Origin of the sequence: Serratia liquefaciens, assembly GCF_027594825.1 — a bacterium.
In the GTDB taxonomy this organism is placed as follows: Bacteria; Pseudomonadota; Gammaproteobacteria; order Enterobacterales; family Enterobacteriaceae; genus Serratia; species Serratia liquefaciens_A.
Genome location: NZ_CP088930.1, coordinates 637,253 through 655,415, shown reverse-complemented (window position 1 = coordinate 655,415; position 18,163 = coordinate 637,253). Strand labels below are relative to the sequence as shown.

At 56.1% G+C, this 18,163-nt stretch carries 16 protein-coding genes; 6 read left to right on the top strand and 10 right to left on the bottom strand.

Going from position 1 to position 18,163, the window contains the following annotated elements:
• Positions 1-16 precede the first annotated feature (16 nt).
• Both LQ945_RS02920 and LQ945_RS02915 read left to right on the top strand, forming a co-directional pair.
• Positions 17-1,069, top strand: a complete 1,053-nt coding sequence (locus LQ945_RS02920; protein ID WP_270102952.1) for a lytic murein transglycosylase — start codon at positions 17-19, stop codon at positions 1,067-1,069.
• 84 nt (positions 1,070-1,153) lie between these two features.
• A complete protein-coding gene (locus LQ945_RS02915; protein WP_262241366.1) occupies positions 1,154-1,810 on the top strand; it encodes a fumarylacetoacetate hydrolase family protein in 657 nt (218 codons plus the stop codon).
• A gap of 67 nt (positions 1,811-1,877) precedes the next feature.
• Here LQ945_RS02915 and LQ945_RS02910 read toward each other — a convergent pair whose 3' ends face one another.
• Positions 1,878-2,126 carry a CsbD family protein gene (locus LQ945_RS02910; protein WP_012145476.1) on the bottom strand — a complete coding sequence of 83 codons (249 nt, stop codon included), beginning with the start codon at positions 2,124-2,126 and terminating at the stop codon, positions 1,878-1,880.
• A 410-nt stretch (positions 2,127-2,536) separates the two neighbouring features.
• On the opposite strand from LQ945_RS02910, the gene LQ945_RS02905 reads away from it, so the two are divergent.
• Positions 2,537-2,983 (top strand): YcgN family cysteine cluster protein, encoded by a 447-nt coding sequence (locus tag LQ945_RS02905; protein ID WP_044551809.1) that lies wholly within the window; start codon positions 2,537-2,539, stop codon positions 2,981-2,983.
• A 506-nt stretch (positions 2,984-3,489) separates the two neighbouring features.
• Here the strand turns inward: LQ945_RS02905 and dsbB are convergent.
• Together dsbB and nhaB are read right to left on the bottom strand one after the other, a co-directional pair.
• On the bottom strand, positions 3,490-4,020 hold the full coding sequence (gene dsbB / locus LQ945_RS02900) for a disulfide bond formation protein DsbB (protein ID WP_044551807.1): 531 nt from the start codon (positions 4,018-4,020) through the stop codon (positions 3,490-3,492).
• Positions 4,021-4,144: 124 nt separating this feature from the next.
• Positions 4,145-5,716 (bottom strand): sodium/proton antiporter NhaB, encoded by a 1,572-nt coding sequence (nhaB, locus tag LQ945_RS02895; protein ID WP_044551805.1) that lies wholly within the window; start codon positions 5,714-5,716, stop codon positions 4,145-4,147.
• Between the two features lie 243 nt (positions 5,717-5,959).
• On the opposite strand from nhaB, the gene fadR reads away from it, so the two are divergent.
• Positions 5,960-6,679, top strand: coding sequence for a fatty acid metabolism transcriptional regulator FadR (gene fadR, locus LQ945_RS02890; RefSeq protein ID WP_270102224.1), 720 nt, complete (start codon positions 5,960-5,962; stop codon positions 6,677-6,679).
• Positions 6,680-6,739: 60 nt separating this feature from the next.
• Here the strand turns inward: fadR and LQ945_RS02885 are convergent, their stop codons facing one another.
• A complete protein-coding gene (locus LQ945_RS02885) occupies positions 6,740-8,275 on the bottom strand; it encodes a SpoVR family protein (protein ID WP_020827233.1) in 1,536 nt (511 codons plus the stop codon).
• Between the two features lie 538 nt (positions 8,276-8,813).
• Here LQ945_RS02885 and LQ945_RS02880 point away from each other — a divergent pair.
• Together LQ945_RS02880 and dadX are read left to right on the top strand one after the other, a co-directional pair.
• The gene (locus tag LQ945_RS02880) at positions 8,814-10,118 is read left to right on the top strand and encodes a D-amino acid dehydrogenase (protein ID WP_270102223.1); all 1,305 of its coding nucleotides are present in this window, start codon (positions 8,814-8,816) and stop codon (positions 10,116-10,118) included.
• 72 nt (positions 10,119-10,190) lie between these two features.
• Positions 10,191-11,264, top strand: coding sequence for a catabolic alanine racemase DadX (gene dadX / locus LQ945_RS02875; RefSeq protein ID WP_270102222.1), 1,074 nt, complete (start codon positions 10,191-10,193; stop codon positions 11,262-11,264).
• A gap of 3 nt (positions 11,265-11,267) precedes the next feature.
• Here the strand turns inward: dadX and LQ945_RS02870 are convergent, their stop codons facing one another.
• The 6 genes from LQ945_RS02870 to LQ945_RS02845 all read right to left on the bottom strand — a co-directional run bounded on the left by LQ945_RS02870 (position 11,268) and on the right by LQ945_RS02845 (position 18,043).
• Positions 11,268-12,461, bottom strand: coding sequence for a multidrug effflux MFS transporter (locus LQ945_RS02870; protein ID WP_270102221.1), 1,194 nt, complete (start codon positions 12,459-12,461; stop codon positions 11,268-11,270).
• 109 nt (positions 12,462-12,570) lie between these two features.
• Positions 12,571-13,131 (bottom strand): 3'-5' exonuclease, encoded by a 561-nt coding sequence (locus LQ945_RS02865; RefSeq protein ID WP_044551799.1) that lies wholly within the window; start codon positions 13,129-13,131, stop codon positions 12,571-12,573.
• 61 nt (positions 13,132-13,192) lie between these two features.
• Positions 13,193-14,911, bottom strand: a complete 1,719-nt coding sequence (locus LQ945_RS02860; protein WP_270102220.1) for an ABC transporter permease subunit — start codon at positions 14,909-14,911, stop codon at positions 13,193-13,195.
• Positions 14,911-16,419, bottom strand: a complete 1,509-nt coding sequence (locus tag LQ945_RS02855; protein ID WP_270102219.1) for an ABC transporter substrate-binding protein — start codon at positions 16,417-16,419, stop codon at positions 14,911-14,913. Before LQ945_RS02855 ends, LQ945_RS02860 begins: the two co-directional genes overlap by 1 nt.
• An 18-nt stretch (positions 16,420-16,437) precedes the next feature.
• Positions 16,438-17,229: an ABC transporter ATP-binding protein gene (locus LQ945_RS02850; protein ID WP_270102218.1), complete on the bottom strand. Its 792-nt coding sequence runs from the start codon at positions 17,227-17,229 to the stop codon at positions 16,438-16,440.
• 4 nt (positions 17,230-17,233) lie between these two features.
• Positions 17,234-18,043, bottom strand: coding sequence for an ABC transporter ATP-binding protein (locus tag LQ945_RS02845; protein ID WP_270102217.1), 810 nt, complete (start codon positions 18,041-18,043; stop codon positions 17,234-17,236).
• Between the last annotated feature and the right edge of the window lie 120 nt (positions 18,044-18,163).

Below are 18,163 nucleotides of genomic sequence, written 5' to 3'. Positions count from 1 at the left end.
ATAAAGGAGCCGCGTGATGAGATTTTCAGCGATAACCGTGCTGTCGACTCTGTTGGCGCTGGGATACGGCGTCGATCAGCAGGCTAGGGCGCAGGTTGCCACACCGGCGTCGGCTACCGGTACTCCTGCAACGCAGAGCCGGCTTTCTGAAACGGGTCGGGATCCAGCACAGTTCCCGGCCTATGTTGAACAGCTAAAACGTCAGGCGCTGGCACAGGGTATTAACCCGGCCATTGTCAAAAGCGCCTTCGCCGGCGTGCATTTTGTCGATCGGGTGATCAAGGCGGACCGCAATCAGCCGGAAAAGAAAATCACGCTGGACGACTACCTCAAACGCGTATTGCCACCTGCCAAGATCGCGCAAGGCCGCGGACTGTATCGGCAGTATCACCCGCAGCTTTCGCGGCTCACCGCACGCTATGGCGTGCCGGGACGTTATGTTGTGGCACTGTGGGGCATGGAAAGTGCCTTCGGCAAAATCCAGGGGCGCGAAGATGTGATTTCTGCGCTCGCCACTTTGGCTTTTGAAGGGCGGCGTGAGGCGTTCTTCAGTCAACAGCTGATGGCAGCGCTGCAAATTCTCGAGCAGGGGCATGTCAGCCGCGAACAGTTGAAAGGCTCCTGGGCCGGTGCCATGGGACAATGCCAGTTTATGCCGACCTCGTTCCTTAATTATGCTGCGGACGGCGACGGTGACGGCCGCATTGATATCTGGAACAACGTTGACGATGTCTTTGCCTCTACGGCCCACTATCTGTCGAGCGAAGGCTGGCAGCGTGGTATTGGCTGGGGCAGAGAGGTCAGACTGCCTGCCGGGTTCAGCGCCGAGGCCCTGGGGCTGAAAGATAGCCAGGCGCACAGCGTCAATGAATGGCAAAAGCGTGGGGTGCGGCGTCCGGATGGTTCAGCGCTGCCGCATTCCAGCCTGCGCAGCTGGCTGATCACACCGGATGATATGCAAGGCCGTGCATTCCTGGTTTATGATAATTTTCGCACGATTATGCACTGGAATCGCTCTTACTATTTTGCGATCGGTGTGGGTATGATGGCTGACGGTATCGGGCAATAGGCAAAAGGCTACGGTGCCTCCACCAGCGCGTGGAATAACGGGCTTAGCATGCTAAGCCCCTACATGATTGTAGGGAGAGGCGGTATGTATCAACATAGAGATTGGCAGGGTTCATTACTTGATTTTCCGGTAAATAAAGTGGTCTGCGTTGGCAGCAACTACGCCGATCACATCAAGGAAATGGGCAGTGCAACCTCGGCAGAGCCGGTAGTGTTTATCAAGCCTGAAACGGCGCTGTGCGATATTCGCCAGCCGGTGGCGATCCCCAAAGAGTTTGGTTCGGTACATCATGAAGTGGAGCTGGCTGTGCTGATCGGCACGCCGCTAAAGCAGGCTAATGAAGATCGCGTGGCGCGTGCTATCGCCGGATACGGTGTTGCGCTTGATCTGACGCTGCGGGAACTGCAGGCGGGCTTCAAGAAGGCAGGACAACCCTGGGAAAAAGCCAAGGGATTCGACGGTTCTTGCCCGATTTCCGGCTTTATACCGGTGGCAGAGTTTGGCGATCCGCAAAATGCTGATCTGTCCCTGACGGTCAATGACCAGGTGCGACAACAAGGCAATACTCGCGACATGATCACGCAGATCCTGCCGCTGATCAGCTATATGAGCCGCTTCTTCACTTTGCGTGCAGGCGACATTATTCTTACCGGTACGCCGCAGGGCGTCGGTCCGATGAGCTCCGGCGATATGCTGAAAGTGACCCTTAACGGTAAATCATTGACGACACGCGTGATTTGAAATCCGGATAAAAAACAATAAAAAAGGCCCCTCAGGGCCTTTTCTCAGTGCAGTCAGATCAAAAAGCTTATTTACGGCCCAGCAAGAAACCGAAAACAATCCCCACGGCGGCGGCGATAGCTACGCCGGCAAGCGGGTTGGATTCAACCTGAGTTCGCACCGTATCGGCAGCATCTCTGGCCGCATAGCTGGCCTGAGAGGCATATTTACGGGCCGCGCCTTTGACTTGATGATCCGGTGAATCCGTCGCCTTACCAAAGGCTTCTTCGACGGCGCCGGCAGCTTCATTGACTTTATCTTCTGCTTTCCCAAACATACTTGGCTCCTTAGCTTCATTCAAAAGGCGAACATTAAACATAGCAGGGTTATGCGACTTTTGGCGGCAAAATGTGCTTTATAAGATGAATCTTACCCGTGAATAATGATGAACAGGGATACGGGAGAGGAGGAAAACGAAAGGATGATAGACCTGATTTTTGTACGTATAATTAGACGATAAACTTGGTGTGTTTTATCCCTTTCAGTATCAAGGGTAACGGCCTGATAATGCTGGCCGAAAATGTTGAATACCGTTGTTTTAAATAGCGTTTTTTTTAAGCGAACATATTGTTATCGCTATGATTATATTGTGTTTTCAGCCTTTCCATTTGGCTGGGATATCTATATAGTGCACCCTCAAAACCTGCAAGCAGGTTATCTATTCATTTACCTATACCGGACGCGAACATGTCACAAACCCCTTTTTGGCAACAAAAATCGCTGGCTGAAATGTCAGAACAAGAGTGGGAATCGCTGTGCGACGGTTGTGGGCAATGCTGTCTGAATAAGCTGATCGACGAAGATACCGACGAGATTTATTTCACCAACGTAGCCTGTAACCAGCTGAATATTAAGTCGTGCCAGTGCCGCAACTATGAGCGTCGCTTTGAGCTGGAAGAGGACTGCATCAAACTGACGCGTGAAAACCTCACGACCTTTGATTGGCTGCCGCCGACCTGCGCATACCGTTTGATCGGTGAGGGCAAGCCGTTGTTTGCCTGGCATCCGCTGGTCAGCGGTTCTAAAGCTGCGATGCACGGGGAGCGTATTACGGTACGACATATTGCGGTGCGGGAAAGTGAAGTGGTGGACTGGCAGGATCACATCCTGAACAAACCGAGCTGGGCGAGATAAGGAAAAAAGCCCCTGCAAAGATGAGGGGCAAGACACACAACAACACCAGGGAAATCGTTAAATATTAACTTGCGGATATTATAGGGATTCTCTGATAAAACTTCATCAAAATATCGATGCAATAATGCATCGCTATGATGAATTTTTTTGTATGAAGTGATTTAAGGGGGAATCATTGCCCCGTGCTTTTGTGAGATAAGGTCGAAAAAGTGCCGTACGGCTTTTGGAGATCGGGCTTTTTACTGTTCTAACTTAATGTTATGTAAATTACGCCCATAATCCTGCCCAGACGCTTCTTTTTAAACGTAAGGTTCGGTAGTTTGAGCGCTCTCACGCTAAGTTCCGAGAGTAAAATAATGAAAATGATACGCCTGTTTGCCATAGCTGGAGCGCTGATAGTGCTCGTTTATTACCTTACACATACCTAATCTCGCATTACCTCTGAAGATCATAAGCGATTCCATGAAAAACGGCGCCCTGAGGCGCCGTTTTTCATGCTGTCATGCTCAGCGACCAAACAGATCGCGGCGGCGTGGGCGGACAAATTGTGCGAGCAGCACAACGATAGCAATCAACAAATAAGCCGCGAAGATGCCAACCAGCCACTGCGGCATTTCCAGCGTCAAGAATTCCCATTGGCGTACCGAACAGTCACCTGATGCGTGGAACACCGCTGGCAGCCATTTATCCAGCGGCAGCCAGGACGGAAAGCTAACAAAGAAATCGCAGGTATTAAACGGCGAGGGATGCAGTTGGATCATGGTGTGTTTCCACGCCAGCTGCAGGCCTTCCCAGGCACTGTAAATCCACAGCGCAATAGCGGCATAACGCAGCGGCGTTTTCGGCGCAATGGCACCCAGCAGTGAGGCGCCCAGAATGCCAAACAGCGCGCAGCGTTCATAAATGCACATGACACAGGGTTGCAGCAGCATTACGTGCTGAAAGTAGAGTGCGACTAATTCCAGCGCCAGCGCAGTCAGGGCCATCAACAGCCAAGCACCGCGCCCCTGTGAGCAGCGGTTAAAGAATTGCAACATATATTTATTCTTCCATGCAGTAAGCAATTGAACTGGCAGTGTAAACCAATTCAACCCCGCTGCCAGCCACCTGAGCCGGATTCAGCACAAAAATAGTCGCTGACAGCGGAGCGGATTTACAGAGTTAGTGTGCAGCGGCTTCGATTGACGGCAGCGTCAGCCAATGCCACTGGGTCAGCAGGTCGGTCACGGGCGCCAGAGTAAACTGTACGCACAGCAGACCGACCAAGGTTAATACCACAGTATAGGGCAATGCCATCCATACCATTCGCCCATAGGATAAACGCACCAGGGGGGCCAATGCCGAGGTCAGCAAGAACAGGAAGGCGGCCTGACCATTCGGCGTGGCGACCGACGGTAAATTGGTCCCGGTGTTAATCGCGACCGCTAACATTTCGAACTGCTTCAGGGAAATGGCACCATTTTCAAACGCGGCGCGCGCTTCATTAATGTAAACCGTGCCGACGAACACATTGTCAGATACGGAGGACAGCAAGCCATTGAACAGATAAAACAGCGAAAGTTGGGAAGAGGGTTCCGCCTGCAGAACAAATTGAATCACCGGGGTAAACAGGTGTTGCTCAATGATCACCGCTACCACGGTGAAAAATACCGTCAGCAGGGCGGTGAAGGGCAAGGCTTCCTGGAAGGCTTTGCCGATGGCATGCTCATCGGTTACGCCACACAGGGAAGTGGCGAGGATAATCACCGACAGGCCAATCAGGCCAACCTCCGCCAGATGGAAGGCCAGGGCGACAATCAGCCAAACGCCGATAAGTGCCTGAACCACCAATTTGACCTGCTCTTGCTTACTGCGCCCGGCCGTCGCCTGGCGGTCAAACTCCGTCAGCACTTCGCGCACGCGCTCCGGCAGTTTTGCTCCGTAGCCGAAGACGCCGAACCGCTCAAGCAGCAGGCAGACCAGCAGACCACAGACCAACACCGGTAAGGTGACCGGCGCCATGCGCAGGAAGAAGTCGACAAAGCCCCAGTCGGCGCTTTTGGCGATAATCAGGTTTTGTGGTTCGCCCACCATGGTCATCACGCCGCCCAGAGCGGTACCGACGCCCGCGTGCATCAGCAGGCTGCGCAAAAAGGCGCGGAACTGCTCCAGCGTCTGTTTGTTATCGTCGCTTACCAGGTTGCTGTCGTCGTTGACGTCGGCATTGCCGCCGGAAGGGTTAGACACCACGTTGTGGTAAATCGAATAGAACCCGGTTGCGACGCTGATGACCACCGCAACCACCGTCAGCGCATCGAGGAAAGCGGACAAAAATGCCGCCGCAAAACAAAAGGCTAAAGACAGCAGTATTTTAGAGCGAATATTGAGCAGCAGCTTGGTGAAGACAAACAGCAGTAGCTGCTTCATAAAGTAGATACCGGCCACCATAAAGATCAGCAACAGCAGGACTTCCAGATTATGGGCAATCTCTTCGCCCACCCGATCGGGGCTGGTCATGCCGATCAACACCGCCTCAATGGCCAGCAGGCCGCCCGGCAGCAGGGGATAGCACTTCAGCGCCATCGCCAGCGTGAAGATAAATTCGATGACCAGCAGCCAACCCGCGATGAAGGGATCGACCAGGAAGAAAACCAGCGGATTGACCAACAAGAAGATGAGGATGGCCAGTTTGTACCAGTCAGGTGATTGCCCGAGGAAGTTTTTCACCAGGGCACTGCGTAAAGTCGTTTCCATTATGCGTTACACGTCCTGAAAATAAGTTGTCACATATTACCCTAACAATGCCGCAGGGGCAGAAGCAATACGGGCTTGCTTTACGCCGTGAAATTTCTCTGACGCGGTGTTTTTGCACGTTTTTTGCCACTTTATGCACACTTTCGTTTAATGTTTTTCGCTCACGCTATGTCATGCCAAGGCGATCTGGTATGATCAGCCGACTACTATTACTGATTATCGTCGCTACGGAACGTCAAACACATGGTCATAAAGGCGCAGAGTCCTGCCGGTTTCGCGGAAGAATACATTATCGAGAGTATCTGGAATAATCGCTTCCCTCCTGGCTCTATTTTGCCCGCGGAGCGTGAGCTTTCAGAACTGATTGGTGTTACGCGCACCACGTTACGCGAAGTTTTACAACGCCTGGCCCGTGATGGCTGGCTGACCATTCAGCATGGCAAACCGACCAAAGTAAATAATTTCTGGGAAACATCCGGCCTTAATATTCTTGAGACGGTGGCACGCCTCGATCACAAAAGTGTTCCACAGTTGATCGACAACCTGCTGTCGGTTCGTACCAATATTGCCGCGATCTTTATTCGCGCAGCGGTGCGTAATCATCCTGAGGCTGCTCAGGAAGTGTTGGCGAAAGCGACCCAGGTGGAAGATCAGGCGGACGCTTTCAACCTGTTGGACTACGAAATTTTCCGCGGTCTGGCATTCGCTTCCGGCAACCCGATCTACGGTCTGATCTTCAACGGCCTCAAAGGTCTGTATACCCGTGTCGGTCGTTACTACTTCTCAAATCCGGAGTCCCGCAAGCTGGCGCTGACTTTCTACAGCAAGCTGTCGATGCTGTGCCATGAGAAGTCGTACGATCAGGTGATGGATTGCGTGCGTAACTACGGTAAAGACAGCGGGGCCATCTGGCAGAGCATGCAAGGCACCATGCCGAGCGATCTGACCGAAGCCCGCCGTTAGTATCACATCTCGCATTACGTAAAAGGGGCGCCAGTGGCGCCCCTTTGTCATGGTCTGATCTTACAGCGGAGTCGGGCGCGGCGGACAACGTTCCAGCAGCTCGACGCTGCCATCCTCGTTGAGCTGCTCCAGAATAATGTCGAAGCCCCACAGGCGGTGCAGGTGTTTCATCACCTCGCGCCGACTCTTGTCCAGCGGCGCACGGTCTTGTGGAATATAACGCAACGTCAATGAGCGATCGCCACGCAAATCCACATTCCAGATCTGAATGTTCGGCTCGTGGTCGCTCAGGTTATATTGCGCCGACAGCTCCTGACGGATCGCCCGATAACCCGCCTCATTATGGATCGCCGCAATCTCCAGGTAGTTATTGCGATCGTCATCGAGCACGGTGAACAGCCGGAAGTCACGCATGATTTTCGGCGACAGGAACTGGCTGATAAAACTTTCGTCCTTAAAATCACGCATGGCAAAGTGCAGCGTTTCCAGCCAGTCTTTACCGGCAATATCCGGGAACCAGTAGCGGTCTTCTTCGGTCGGCGACTGGCAGATGCGCTTGATGTCCTGGAACATGGCAAAGCCCAGTGCGTAAGGGTTAATCCCGTTGTAATAAGGGCTATTGTAAGGCGGCTGATACACCACGTTGGTGTGGCTGTGCAAAAACTCCAGCATAAAGCGTTCGGTTACCCGGCCTTCATCGTAAAGATGGTTGAGGATGGTGTAGTGCCAGAATGTCGCCCAGCCTTCGTTCATCACCTGAGTTTGTTTCTGCGGATAAAAATACTGGCTCACTTTGCGCACGATGCGCAGCACCTCACGCTGCCAGGGTTCCAGCAGCGGTGCATTTTTCTCCATAAAGTAGAGGATGTTCTCCTGGGGCTCGCTTGGATAGCGACGCGCTTGTTCAGGCGCTTCTTCGCGTTCTACCCGCGGCAGAGTCTTCCACAGCGTATTGACCTGGCTCTGCAGGTACTCCTCGCGGCTCTTCTGGCGGGCTTTTTCTTCGACCAGGGAAATCTTCTGCGGGCGTTTATAGCGGTCCACACCGTAATTCATCAGCGCATGGCAGGAGTCGAGCAGCTTCTCCACTTCTTCAACGCCGTAGCGTTCTTCGCACTGGCTGATGTAGTGGCGGGCGAACAACAGATAATCGACGATCGAACTGGCGTCGGTCCAACTGCGGAACAGGTAATTATTTTTGAAAAACGAGTTGTGGCCGTAGCAGGCGTGCGCCATGACCAGCGCTTGCATGGTGATGGTGTTTTCTTCCATCAGATAGGCAATGCAAGGGTTGGAGTTGATGACGATTTCGTAGGCCAGCCCCTGCTGCCCGTGTTTGTAGCGCTGCTCGGTCTCAATGAATTTTTTACCGAATGACCAATGGGTATAGTTAATCGGCATGCCGACGCTCGAATAGGCGTCCATCATCTGTTCTGAGGTAATCACCTCTATCTGATGCGGGTAGGTATCGAGCTTGTAATGTTTGGCTACGCGATCGATGTGCTCCAGATACACCTGCAGCAGCTCGAACGTCCAGTCCGGTCCATCGCTCAGACGTTTATCTTCCTTGACCTTTTCATGTGTTGAAGTAGTCATCAGCGCACCCTCGTTATTACGGACCTTGCTCGAACGGCAGACCCTAGATCAATCGTAGCTCAATCTGGGCAGAGGTAATAATGATATAAAGCTTAAAAATTCAACGATCTGACGTCACTGTCCTGCCTCAGGAGACGACAGGGGCATTTTGCGGCGAGTTTTTTCTGCTGAAACGATTGTGGGTACGCATGAAATGTTATCTCGATGAAATGGCTTTTTATTGGTTTTTTATTCTGTTCTTGTGGGCCTGTTTCATTTTTATGTTCTGTTAAAACCTTGTTGCACGTCGTAGCTTTTCATGATGCTTTCAATGCTGTCAATGACAGCATAATGGGGGCCGTTTCGCTCTTAAATCTGCCTTTCACAACATCTTATCGCTATTTATAGGGAGCTATTGCAAAAGAACCGGCCATGAACGATAAATTAATTGTGAATGTTGTCACGTTTGATGATGAAGATGTTGGACGGATTTTTCCACTGAGTTAATTTCCTGTGAGCAGAAGATTATGCTTTGTGAAGCCTTGAGCTGGAGTCAGCGATGCGAGTGGTAATTTTAGGTAGTGGGGTGGTGGGCGTTGCCAGTGCCTGGTATTTGGCGAAGGCGGGGCATGAGGTGACGGTAATCGATCGTCAGCCTGGCCCGGCAATGGAAACCAGCGCGGCAAATGCAGGGCAGATCTCACCGGGCTATGCGGCGCCTTGGGCTGCGCCTGGCGTGCCGTTGAAGGCAATCAAATGGATGTTCCAGCGCCATGCGCCGCTGGCGGTTCGTTTGGACGGCAGCAGTTTCCAGCTGAGCTGGATGTGGCAGATGTTGAAAAACTGCAACACCGAACACTACATGACCAACAAAGGTCGCATGGTGCGGTTGGCGGAATACAGCCGCGATTGCATCAAAGCGTTGCGCCAGGAAACCGGCATTCAGTACGAAGGCCGTCAGGGCGGCACGCTGCAACTGTTTCGCACTCAGCAACAGTTTGAAAGCGCCTCCAAAGACATCGCGGTGCTGGAAGACGCGGGCGTGCCTTACAAACTGTTGGAAGCCAGTCAACTGGCCACCGTCGAACCTGCGCTGGCGCAGGTGGCGCATAAGTTGACCGGCGGTCTGCAACTGCCAAACGACGAAACCGGCGATTGCCAACTCTTTACTCAGCAGTTGGCCAAACTGGCCCAGCAAGCGGGCGTCACCTTCCTGTATAACCGCAGCGTCGACCGCCTGCTGGTGGAAGGGGACAAAATCAGCGGCGTGCAATGCGGCGGAGAAATCTTCAAGGCCGACAGTTACGTGGTGGCCTTTGGCTCTTACTCCACCGCGCTGCTGCGCGATCTGGTCTCGATCCCTGTTTATCCGTTGAAAGGCTACTCGCTGACCATTCCGATTACGGATGAGGCCGCGGCACCATTCTCGACCGTTTTGGATGAAACTTATAAAATCGCCATCACCCGTTTCGACCAGCGTATTCGCGTCGGTGGCATGGCGGAAATTGTCGGTTTTAATACTCAGCTCGAGCAAAAACGCCGCGAGACGCTGGAGATGGTGGTACGCGATCTTTACCCTAATGGTGGACGGGTGGAGGAAGCTACCTTCTGGACCGGTTTGCGTCCGATGACGCCGGACGGTACGCCGATTGTCGGCAAGACTTCGCTGAAAAACCTGTTTCTGAATACCGGGCATGGCACGCTGGGTTGGACAATGGCCTGTGGTTCCGGGCAATTGCTTTCCGATCTGATTTCCGGCATCACGCCGGCCATTCCTTCAGACGATCTGGCGGTGGCACGCTACAGTGCCGGATTTCGCAGCGCCTACACTGCGCCCTTGAACGATGTGCATCCCGCGCGTTAAAAAACCTTAACTATCATGTTGTCGTCACGGGCGTTGGCTCGTGACGGCATTCGCAGGCTCGTAGGAGTTCCCATGCCTCGCCCGATTACCGCCAGGTTGCACCTTGGCGCCTTTGAAAATAACCTGCAGGTGGTTCGTCGGTTTGCCCCCAGCGCCAAAGTCTGGTCAGTGGTCAAAGCCAATGCCTATGGCCACGGCATTAAACATGTTTGGCGCAGTTTGGCACAAACCGACGGCTTTGCGCTGTTGGATCTCGCCGAAGCAATTATGCTGCGCGAGTCCGGCTGGCAAGGGCCGATCTTGCTGTTGGAAGGCTTTTTCAAAGCGCAGGATTTAGCCCTGCTGGATCGCTATCGTTTAACGACGTCGGTGCACAGCGATTGGCAACTGGCGGCAATAGCCGAAGCCAAATTATCGGCACCGCTGGATGTTTACCTGAAAGTGAACAGCGGCATGAATCGTCTGGGATTTGCCCCGGACCGGTTGCACGCCGTTTGGTTGAAAGCTCAGCAGATAAGCAATATTGCCAGCCTGACGCTAATGAGCCATTTCGCCACCGCCGACGGCCCGCAGGGGGTAGTCGAACAGATGGAGACCATTGAAGAGGCTGCAGCAGGTATCACTTCGCCGCGCTGTCTGGCCAACTCCGCCGCCACTTTGTGGCATCCGGAAACCCACGGCAGTTGGGTGCGACCGGGTATTGTGCTTTACGGCGCCTCCCCAAACGGCCAATCGAGAGATATTGCCGACAGCGGACTGAAGCCGACGATGACGCTGAGCAGCGAAATCATTGGGATTCAAACGCTGAAAAAGAACGACCAGGTCGGTTATGGCTGGCGTTATCGCGCCGAGGGGGCACAACGCATCGGAGTGGTCGCCTGTGGCTATGCCGACGGTTATCCGCGCCATGCGCAGACCGGTACGCCGGTCTGGGTGGACGGCGTGCTGACGCGAACGCTGGGTACGGTGTCGATGGATATGCTGGTCGTCGATCTGACGCCCTGTCCGCACGCCGAAATCGGTGCAGAAGTGGAGTTGTGGGGGCGGCGCCTGCCGGTTGACGATGTCGCCGCCGCGGCAGGCACGCTGGGCTATGAATTGCTGACGGCGTTAGCCGCCAGAGTCCCGATAGTGACCGAGGCCTGAGCCTCAGGCAATTTTCTTCAGTTGCCCCTTGATTTGCTTGCTGCGCTGCCTTGCGTGCAGCGCCAGCAGGCAACCTACCAGCATCACCAGCGCCAGCGACAGCTTGGGTTGCAACGGCAGCGCCATCGCCAACAGACCCAGGCCTGCGCCACCGGCCATCTGCACGAAACCCACCAACGCAGAAGCGACACCGGCCTCGTTGGAGTAGGGCTCCAGCGCGTAACTGGTCGCCGGGCCCATCACGAAGGCCAAGCCCGCACAGGCGCTGGCGACGGGCAACATATAGGCCAGCCAATGGGTTTGCGCCGGGCCGGAGAGCCAGCTAACCCCGAGCAACAGGCCTACGCACCCGATACCCATCAGAATTCCCCCGGTGGCCAGGCATACCGGACGTCCCACTTTGTGAATGATGCGGTTGGCAAAAAAACTCACCAGCATGATCCAAAAGCCGTTGGCACCGAACACCAGCGAGAATTGCAATGGCGTCAGCCCGGCGGTGCCCATCAGCACATTGGGTGCCAGCGAGACGTAGGTCAACGCCATGCCCATCGCGCCGGAGTTCACCACGGCGAAGGACAGAAAACGGCGATCTTTGAGGATGCGAGCATATTGGCGTACCGGTAAACCTTTAACACGCACCGTGTCCGCCGGACGGGTTTCCGGCAGGCGCAGTGCGATCAACACCAATACGGCCAGGGCATAACACACCAGGAACCAGAACGGCGCACGCCAGCCAAAGGCTTCCGCCAGTAACCCACCCAGCAGCGGGGCCAGCGCGGGAATAATGTTAAGCGTGCCGTTGAGGAAGCCAAAGGCGCGAGCCGCGTCATCGCCGTTCATACGATCGCGCACGCCGCTAAATGCCACAACGGCGGTACAGCAGACCGCTACGCCCTGCAGCAAACGAGACGCGACGAACAGCGTCGGCGTCGTGGCCAGCGCCGCCATGGCCGCACCAATCATATAGATGACAATACCGGCCAGCGCCACGGGCTTGCGGCCATAGTTATCCACCAGCGGCCCGGCAATAATCTGCCCGAGACCCAGCACCAGAATGAACAGTGAAATGGTGGACTGGATCAGCGCTTCACTGCTGTTAAGGCCGACAGCGATGGCCGGAATTGTCGGCAGATAGAGATCGATACCCAGCGGGCCGAGCAGCACCAGGCTAAGAAGCAGAAACAGAAATTTTTGCATAACAAAAACAGCACATCCGAGTGACAAAGGGGGCTAGAGTAGTGACTCTGGCGATAAATGGAAAGGGGCAAAACACCCGCCTGCTTTCGGTACGTTTAGCTTGCTCGATTCACGACGCTGCGGCTTTGCGATAATAAAGTGCGGAAATGGTATCCGCCACGTAGCGCGCCTGATGTTTGGCATCGTCGAGTGCACGATGGGGCGTGCCCTCGAATGCCCGCTCTTTCTTGGGATTAAAGCCCAGCAATTCGGCCAGAGTGATCACCGTACGCACATCCTGCGTGTCCCAAAATTTCCACGGGCAGGGCATGTCCAGTTGCTGAAAGGCATGCTCAAGGATGGTGCAGTCAAACTCCTTACCGTTGCCCCAGACTTTAACCTGGTCAGTGCTGTTCATATGGATAAAGCGGCTCAGGTTGGTCAGCGTACGCTTGAGGCTTTCCGTACCGCCGAAAGCCAACTTGCGTGCTTCGTCCGACTGTTTTGCCCACCAGGCGACGGTGTCCAGGCTGATGGTTCTGCCAGGCTGATCTTTTTGGCTGCTGACGGCATTTTCAAATTCGGCACCGAGCTGGCCGGTTTGGGGATCGAAAAACACGGCGGCCACCACCAGGATCACCGCGCTCGGTTTTATGTCCAGCGTTTCTATGTCTAACATCAGATGGTGCATGGGGACTCCCGGCTGGTAGAGGTACAAATAATGTTACTACAAACCGGGTCAGGATGCGCCGTCAGCGTCGGCGATTGCCGGCGGTATTTGCCAGCGTTACCGCAAGCACCGCCAACAGCACCAGAGCGACCGCTGGCGCAAGAACGCCCCACGGCGCCCGTTCGATATAGGGCATGCCCTCGGCCAGTACCAGTCCCCACTCCGCACTGGGAGGCTGTGGCCCCAGGCCAAGGAACCCCAATGCCGCCAGCGCCAGAGCAATGCCCGGCAGGCGCAGCATGGCGTGACGCAGCAGGGGAACCCAAAGCGCCGGCAACAGATAGTACGTCAGCGTACGCCAGCGGCCGATCCCCAACACCGGCAACATGCGGATATAAGGCTGGGTGCGGGCCTCAGCCAACAACGAGGCGCAGTGAGCGGACAGCGGCGCCCAACTGACCAGCATTACCGCGCAGGCGGCACCGAAGGGGGAAGGCCCGGTGACTGCGGTGACCAACAGCCCCGCGACTATCGGCGGTGTAGCGTTGGCCAACTCAATGACCCCGCACATCAGGCGAGGCATCAACCCGAACACTATCCCCAAGAACAGCGAAGCGAAGCTGACAGCCAGCGCCAACAGGCTGGTATTCAGTGCACCGTAGGCGACACGTGCCAGAATGTCCCGGCCGGTGGCGTCCGCGCCAAAGGGCAGATCCAGACTGGGTGACTGCAGACGGATATGCAGTGACGAAAAGGGATCGCGGATGATCCCGCTCAGGACTAACAGGCACAGCGACAGGGCAGCGACGGCGGCGAAAATATAGCTCGCCCGGCTGCTTTGCTGTGGCGGCGTTGAATTGGGTAATGCGGCGGCTATTCGGCCCAACAGCAGGTAATGGGCTCCCTGCATCAGAAAACCGGTGCCGAAGGCCAGCAGCAACAAGATCAGGATGCCGCATTGCAAGGTGGGCAGATCCTGAGCGATGGCGGCCCCCAATGTTGCCCGGCCCAGTCCCGGAACGGCGAACACTTTCTCGACGGCGATCGCGCCGCCGGTCAGTCCGATCAGCACTAAACCAATCTGCGGCAGCAGCGCAGGCAGCGTGCGGCGCAGAACGGCCAGCAGGCAATGCCGCCGAGCGATACCGGCCAGGTTCCAGGTCAGCAACCAGCGTTCGGAGAAGGTTGCGGCCAGGCCGTCATTGAGCAACAGGGCCAGCAGGCCGCCGGCCGGTAAGCCCAGGGCCAATGCCGGTAGCACGGCATGCTGCAGGCTTTGCCAGCCGTAGGGAGGAAACCACTGCAGCCAGACGGCGCCAACGATCAACAGCAGCGCTGCCAGCAAAAATTCGGGCAGTGCGGTCAGGGATACCGCTAACACGCCTGCGGGACGGCGGTTCTCGCCATGCAGGCCGCGCCACAGGGTTGGCAGTGCCAGCAACATCGCGACCAGCATCGCTATCGCCAGTGCGTAGCCCATCAGCGTCAGAGAAACCCCTGTGGCCTGCAACATGCCTTCCAGCACCGGGCGACCGGATATCCACGAGTTGCCGGCATCCCCCCGCAGCACGCCGTGAAACCAGCGGCCAAGCAGCAGTAACGGCCCGTCCTCCAGGCCATACTGCTGACGAATGGCATTCAGGGCTTCCGGGGTTGCTTCTTGTTCACCCGAACGCGCCCGCAGCAAGCTGAGCGCCGGATCGCGCCCGGACAGCCAGGGCATCAGCCCAATCAGGACGATCATCCCCAGCAGCGAGAACAGGCGTGAGGCGAGTGGCAATAGCCGTTGCGCTTTTACCATCAAGGTTGCTCTGTGGCGATGAAGCTGCGAGGCGTCACCAGCAGACGTTCACGCGGATCGCGCTCTGCGCTCCTCATTACGGCAGCTTCCCCCTGGATCACGCGTTCATGCAGCAAGGGTATCGCCGCATGGGTCGCCAGAATGCGGCTTTCTGCCGCGATGATCGCCTGGCGTCGTTGTGGCCCGGCAGGGATGGCGGCGGCCTGAGTCAAGGCTTCGTCTACCTGCGGATCGCACAGTTGAGCAATGTTGAAAGAACCCCGGCAGGCGAAGTCACTGTACATGTAGGCCAGCGGATCGCCAGAGTCCAGCACCGTGGCTCGCGACAAGATAAAGGCGTCGAATTTACCCGCCAGCGCGTCGGCTTCAATGTGCGCGTATTCCCGCACTTCCTGCTTCACCACAAAACCGGCGGCGCTGAGTTGCTGCGCCAGATACACCGCCACTTCGGGTAGCTCGGCACGATCGCTGAAAGTGGCCAGGGTGATGGTTTTGCCTTCAACAGTAGTTGTCGGCAGAGTCGGTTGCGGCTGGCGCAATGGTGCGGCCCAAGGCAGGGCGGGACCCAGCAGCCCGGAGGCAATATCGGCGCGGCCTTCGTAGACGTTGTCCACCAACGGACGACGTTTGATCGCCGCAGCGGCGGCGGCGCGAATGGCCGGATCGCGGAAAGCACCGACCCGGGTGTTCAGATACAGCGTATTGGTGCGTGGCATGGGCACTTCGTGGATCAATTCAGCCGCAATCAGCGGCAACTGCGAGACCGGCAGCGCCTCTACCAAATCGGCGTTGCCGGTGCGTAGCGCGGCAGCGCGGGCGGCGCTGTCCGGGACAAAGCTGACGTCGATCCCCGGGGCGGTCGCTTTCTCGCCCCAATAGCCGTCGAAACGGTTTAAGCGTGCGCTGCTGGTGCCGTTGACTTCCGTCAGTACAAAGGCGCCGGTTCCGGCCTGTAAGGGATTAACCACGCCGTTGGCGGCGTAGGCTCGTTCTGCGAGGATCGCCAATTGCGGGCTGGACAACCGCTGCGGGAGGAGCGGATCGGGCACGGCGGTAGAGATAACGACGGCATGCTCGCCTTCTGCAGCGATCGTTAATTCGACCCCGTCAAGAATGCGCGGTTTGGGTGTGGCCTTCATCGCCGCCGAAAGCGAACGCACCACGCTTTCCGGCGCCATAGCACTGCCGTCATGGAAGTTGACACCCGATCGCAATACGAAGCGCCAGCGGTGTTGGTCCAGCTGTTGCCATTCGGTTGCCAGCGCCGGCTTGGCATCGCCGTCGGCGTTCAGCACCACCAGTGTTTCGGCGGTGCTCCAGCGCGAAAGTTTAAACGCGTCATCGCTCAATGGCGTGAGCCCGGAGCGTGGGGGCTGCAGCATGGCCAGTCGGATGCGCCGTTCGTCGCCGGTGCTTTCTCTGGGGTCCGCAGGGTCAAAGCAGCCGACAAGCAGCAAACTGCCGGCGAGCAGGCAGCCGGTTGGGCCAATAAAGCGCGGGTTGAACATGCAAAACTCCTCAAAATTTTAGTGCTGAAAAAGTGGCGGTAACAGCGGAATGGCGTCGATCAAACGGCGGGTAGCGGAATGCCTCGGGGTGTGAAGCAGTTCGTGGGTGGGGCGGTCTTCCACGATGACGCCAGACGCCATCACCAGCGTGCGCTGACATAAGCTAGCGACCAGTGAAATATCGTGGGAGACAAGCAACATGCCCATATTTTGCTGGCGGGCAACCTGGTCGAGCAGGGCGATGATCTGCTGACGCAGCGGCAAGTCCAGGCCGCTGACCGGTTCATCGGCCAGTAAAAAACGGGGTTTCAGCGCAATAGCACGCGCCAGGGCTACCCGTTGCGCCTGCCCGCCGGAGAGTTGTCCGGCTCGCACATACAGCAGGCTTTCATCCAATTCGACCTGTTGCAAAGCCCGTTCGGCAGCGATACCAAAATCTTGACGTGGGCCGAGTTGGCGCAAGGGGGCGGTAATCAATTCCACTACCCTGTGGCGAGGATTCAGCGAAGCATGGGCGTCCTGCGGTACGTACTGCACTAACCGCCGATACCAGCGCAATCTATGAACCGGGGCGGGACGGATTTCCTCGCCCTGGCACAGGATATGACCGGCGTCCGCCGCTTCGAGCGCCAGCAACAGCTTAAGCAGCGTTGATTTCCCGGCCCCGGAGCAGCCCACTAATCCAACCCGTTCTGCGGAGTACAGATTCAGATCGGTAGGTTGTAGCCCACCGGCCCCTGATGAATATTGTCGGCAAACCTGCTGCAGGCTGATAAAGGGCATTTCCCCGCTCACGGGCAGATTGTTCATGTCGTTACCCTGCCAGGCTCAGTGATGGGGGCCGGTTAAATGCCGGGCGTTGAGCACTGGCCACCAGCCGTTGGGTGTAGGGATGCGCGGGGGACTGTAACAACCGTGCGAAGGAACCCTGCTCGACTATTTCCCCGTTAACCAGCACGATGGCACGTTGGCACAGGCTGGCGGCAACGGCGAGATCGTGAGTAATAAACAGTAACGCTGGCGCACTGGGGCGTTCGGTGTAGCTTTTCAGGATATTAATCAGCTGATGCTGGCTGACCATGTCCAGAGCGGTGGTGGGTTCATCTGCGATCAGCAGGCTTTTCTCCCCGAGCAAGGCCAGTGCTGCGCATATTCGCTGACATTGGCCCCCGGACAGTTGATTGGGGTAACGCGGCATGACGTTGTCCGGCGACATTCCCAACGCTGTCAGCAACTCCGCAGCGCAGTGCTGGGCCTGGCGTTTCGTCAGGGCATTTTGGCTGCGTAGCGCCAGGATCAGTTGCTGACCCACGCTGGTCAGGGGATTGAGGCTGGTAAAAGGATCCTGAAAAATGGCGGCCAATTCAGTGTTTTTACGCCGTTGCAAACGCAGGCCATTCACTTCTCGCCCTTGCAGTCGAATCGAACCGCTAACCGTTACTCCGACCGGCAGCGTTCCCAGAATGGCGGCGGCGGTCAGTGATTTTCCGGAACCCGATGCGCCCAGCAGGCATAAACGTTCACCTGCATGCAAAGTGAAGCTCAGATCGTGGATCTTGACCTCTGCGTTCAGTGAGAGCGTCAGGTGTTCTACGGTAAGTAACGGCGGGGTTTGGCTTTCCATTAATGCATCTGTGCTGGGTTTATTTGATATGTGATAACATAACATTTCAGCCTCTGAAATGACCAGCGGATTAATGAAATACTTTGAAATAGTCTAGGAAGGGATAATCAAGGTATGATA

What these genes read in the sequence shown, in the direction of transcription:
- dsbB (WP_044551807.1), bottom strand. Translation starts at nt 4,020, where the DNA reads ATGTTGCAATTCTTTAACCGCTGCTCACAGGGGCGCGGTGCTTGGCTG.
- LQ945_RS02915 (WP_262241366.1), top strand. Translation starts at nt 1,154, where the DNA reads ATGTATCAACATAGAGATTGGCAGGGTTCATTACTTGATTTTCCGGTA.
- LQ945_RS02850 (WP_270102218.1), bottom strand. Translation starts at nt 17,229, where the DNA reads ATGAACAATCTGCCCGTGAGCGGGGAAATGCCCTTTATCAGCCTGCAG.
- nhaB (WP_044551805.1), bottom strand. Translation starts at nt 5,716, where the DNA reads ATGGAAACGACTTTACGCAGTGCCCTGGTGAAAAACTTCCTCGGGCAA.
- LQ945_RS02855 (WP_270102219.1), bottom strand. Translation starts at nt 16,419, where the DNA reads ATGTTCAACCCGCGCTTTATTGGCCCAACCGGCTGCCTGCTCGCCGGC.
- LQ945_RS02910 (WP_012145476.1), bottom strand. Translation starts at nt 2,126, where the DNA reads ATGTTTGGGAAAGCAGAAGATAAAGTCAATGAAGCTGCCGGCGCCGTC.
- LQ945_RS02885 (WP_020827233.1), bottom strand. Translation starts at nt 8,275, where the DNA reads ATGACTACTTCAACACATGAAAAGGTCAAGGAAGATAAACGTCTGAGC.
- LQ945_RS02880 (WP_270102223.1), top strand. Translation starts at nt 8,814, where the DNA reads ATGCGAGTGGTAATTTTAGGTAGTGGGGTGGTGGGCGTTGCCAGTGCC.
- fadR (WP_270102224.1), top strand. Translation starts at nt 5,960, where the DNA reads ATGGTCATAAAGGCGCAGAGTCCTGCCGGTTTCGCGGAAGAATACATT.
- LQ945_RS02920 (WP_270102952.1), top strand. Translation starts at nt 17, where the DNA reads ATGAGATTTTCAGCGATAACCGTGCTGTCGACTCTGTTGGCGCTGGGA.
- LQ945_RS02860 (WP_270102220.1), bottom strand. Translation starts at nt 14,911, where the DNA reads ATGGTAAAAGCGCAACGGCTATTGCCACTCGCCTCACGCCTGTTCTCG.
- LQ945_RS02845 (WP_270102217.1), bottom strand. Translation starts at nt 18,043, where the DNA reads ATGGAAAGCCAAACCCCGCCGTTACTTACCGTAGAACACCTGACGCTC.
- LQ945_RS02865 (WP_044551799.1), bottom strand. Translation starts at nt 13,131, where the DNA reads ATGCACCATCTGATGTTAGACATAGAAACGCTGGACATAAAACCGAGC.
- LQ945_RS02870 (WP_270102221.1), bottom strand. Translation starts at nt 12,461, where the DNA reads ATGCAAAAATTTCTGTTTCTGCTTCTTAGCCTGGTGCTGCTCGGCCCG.
- LQ945_RS02905 (WP_044551809.1), top strand. Translation starts at nt 2,537, where the DNA reads ATGTCACAAACCCCTTTTTGGCAACAAAAATCGCTGGCTGAAATGTCA.
- dadX (WP_270102222.1), top strand. Translation starts at nt 10,191, where the DNA reads ATGCCTCGCCCGATTACCGCCAGGTTGCACCTTGGCGCCTTTGAAAAT.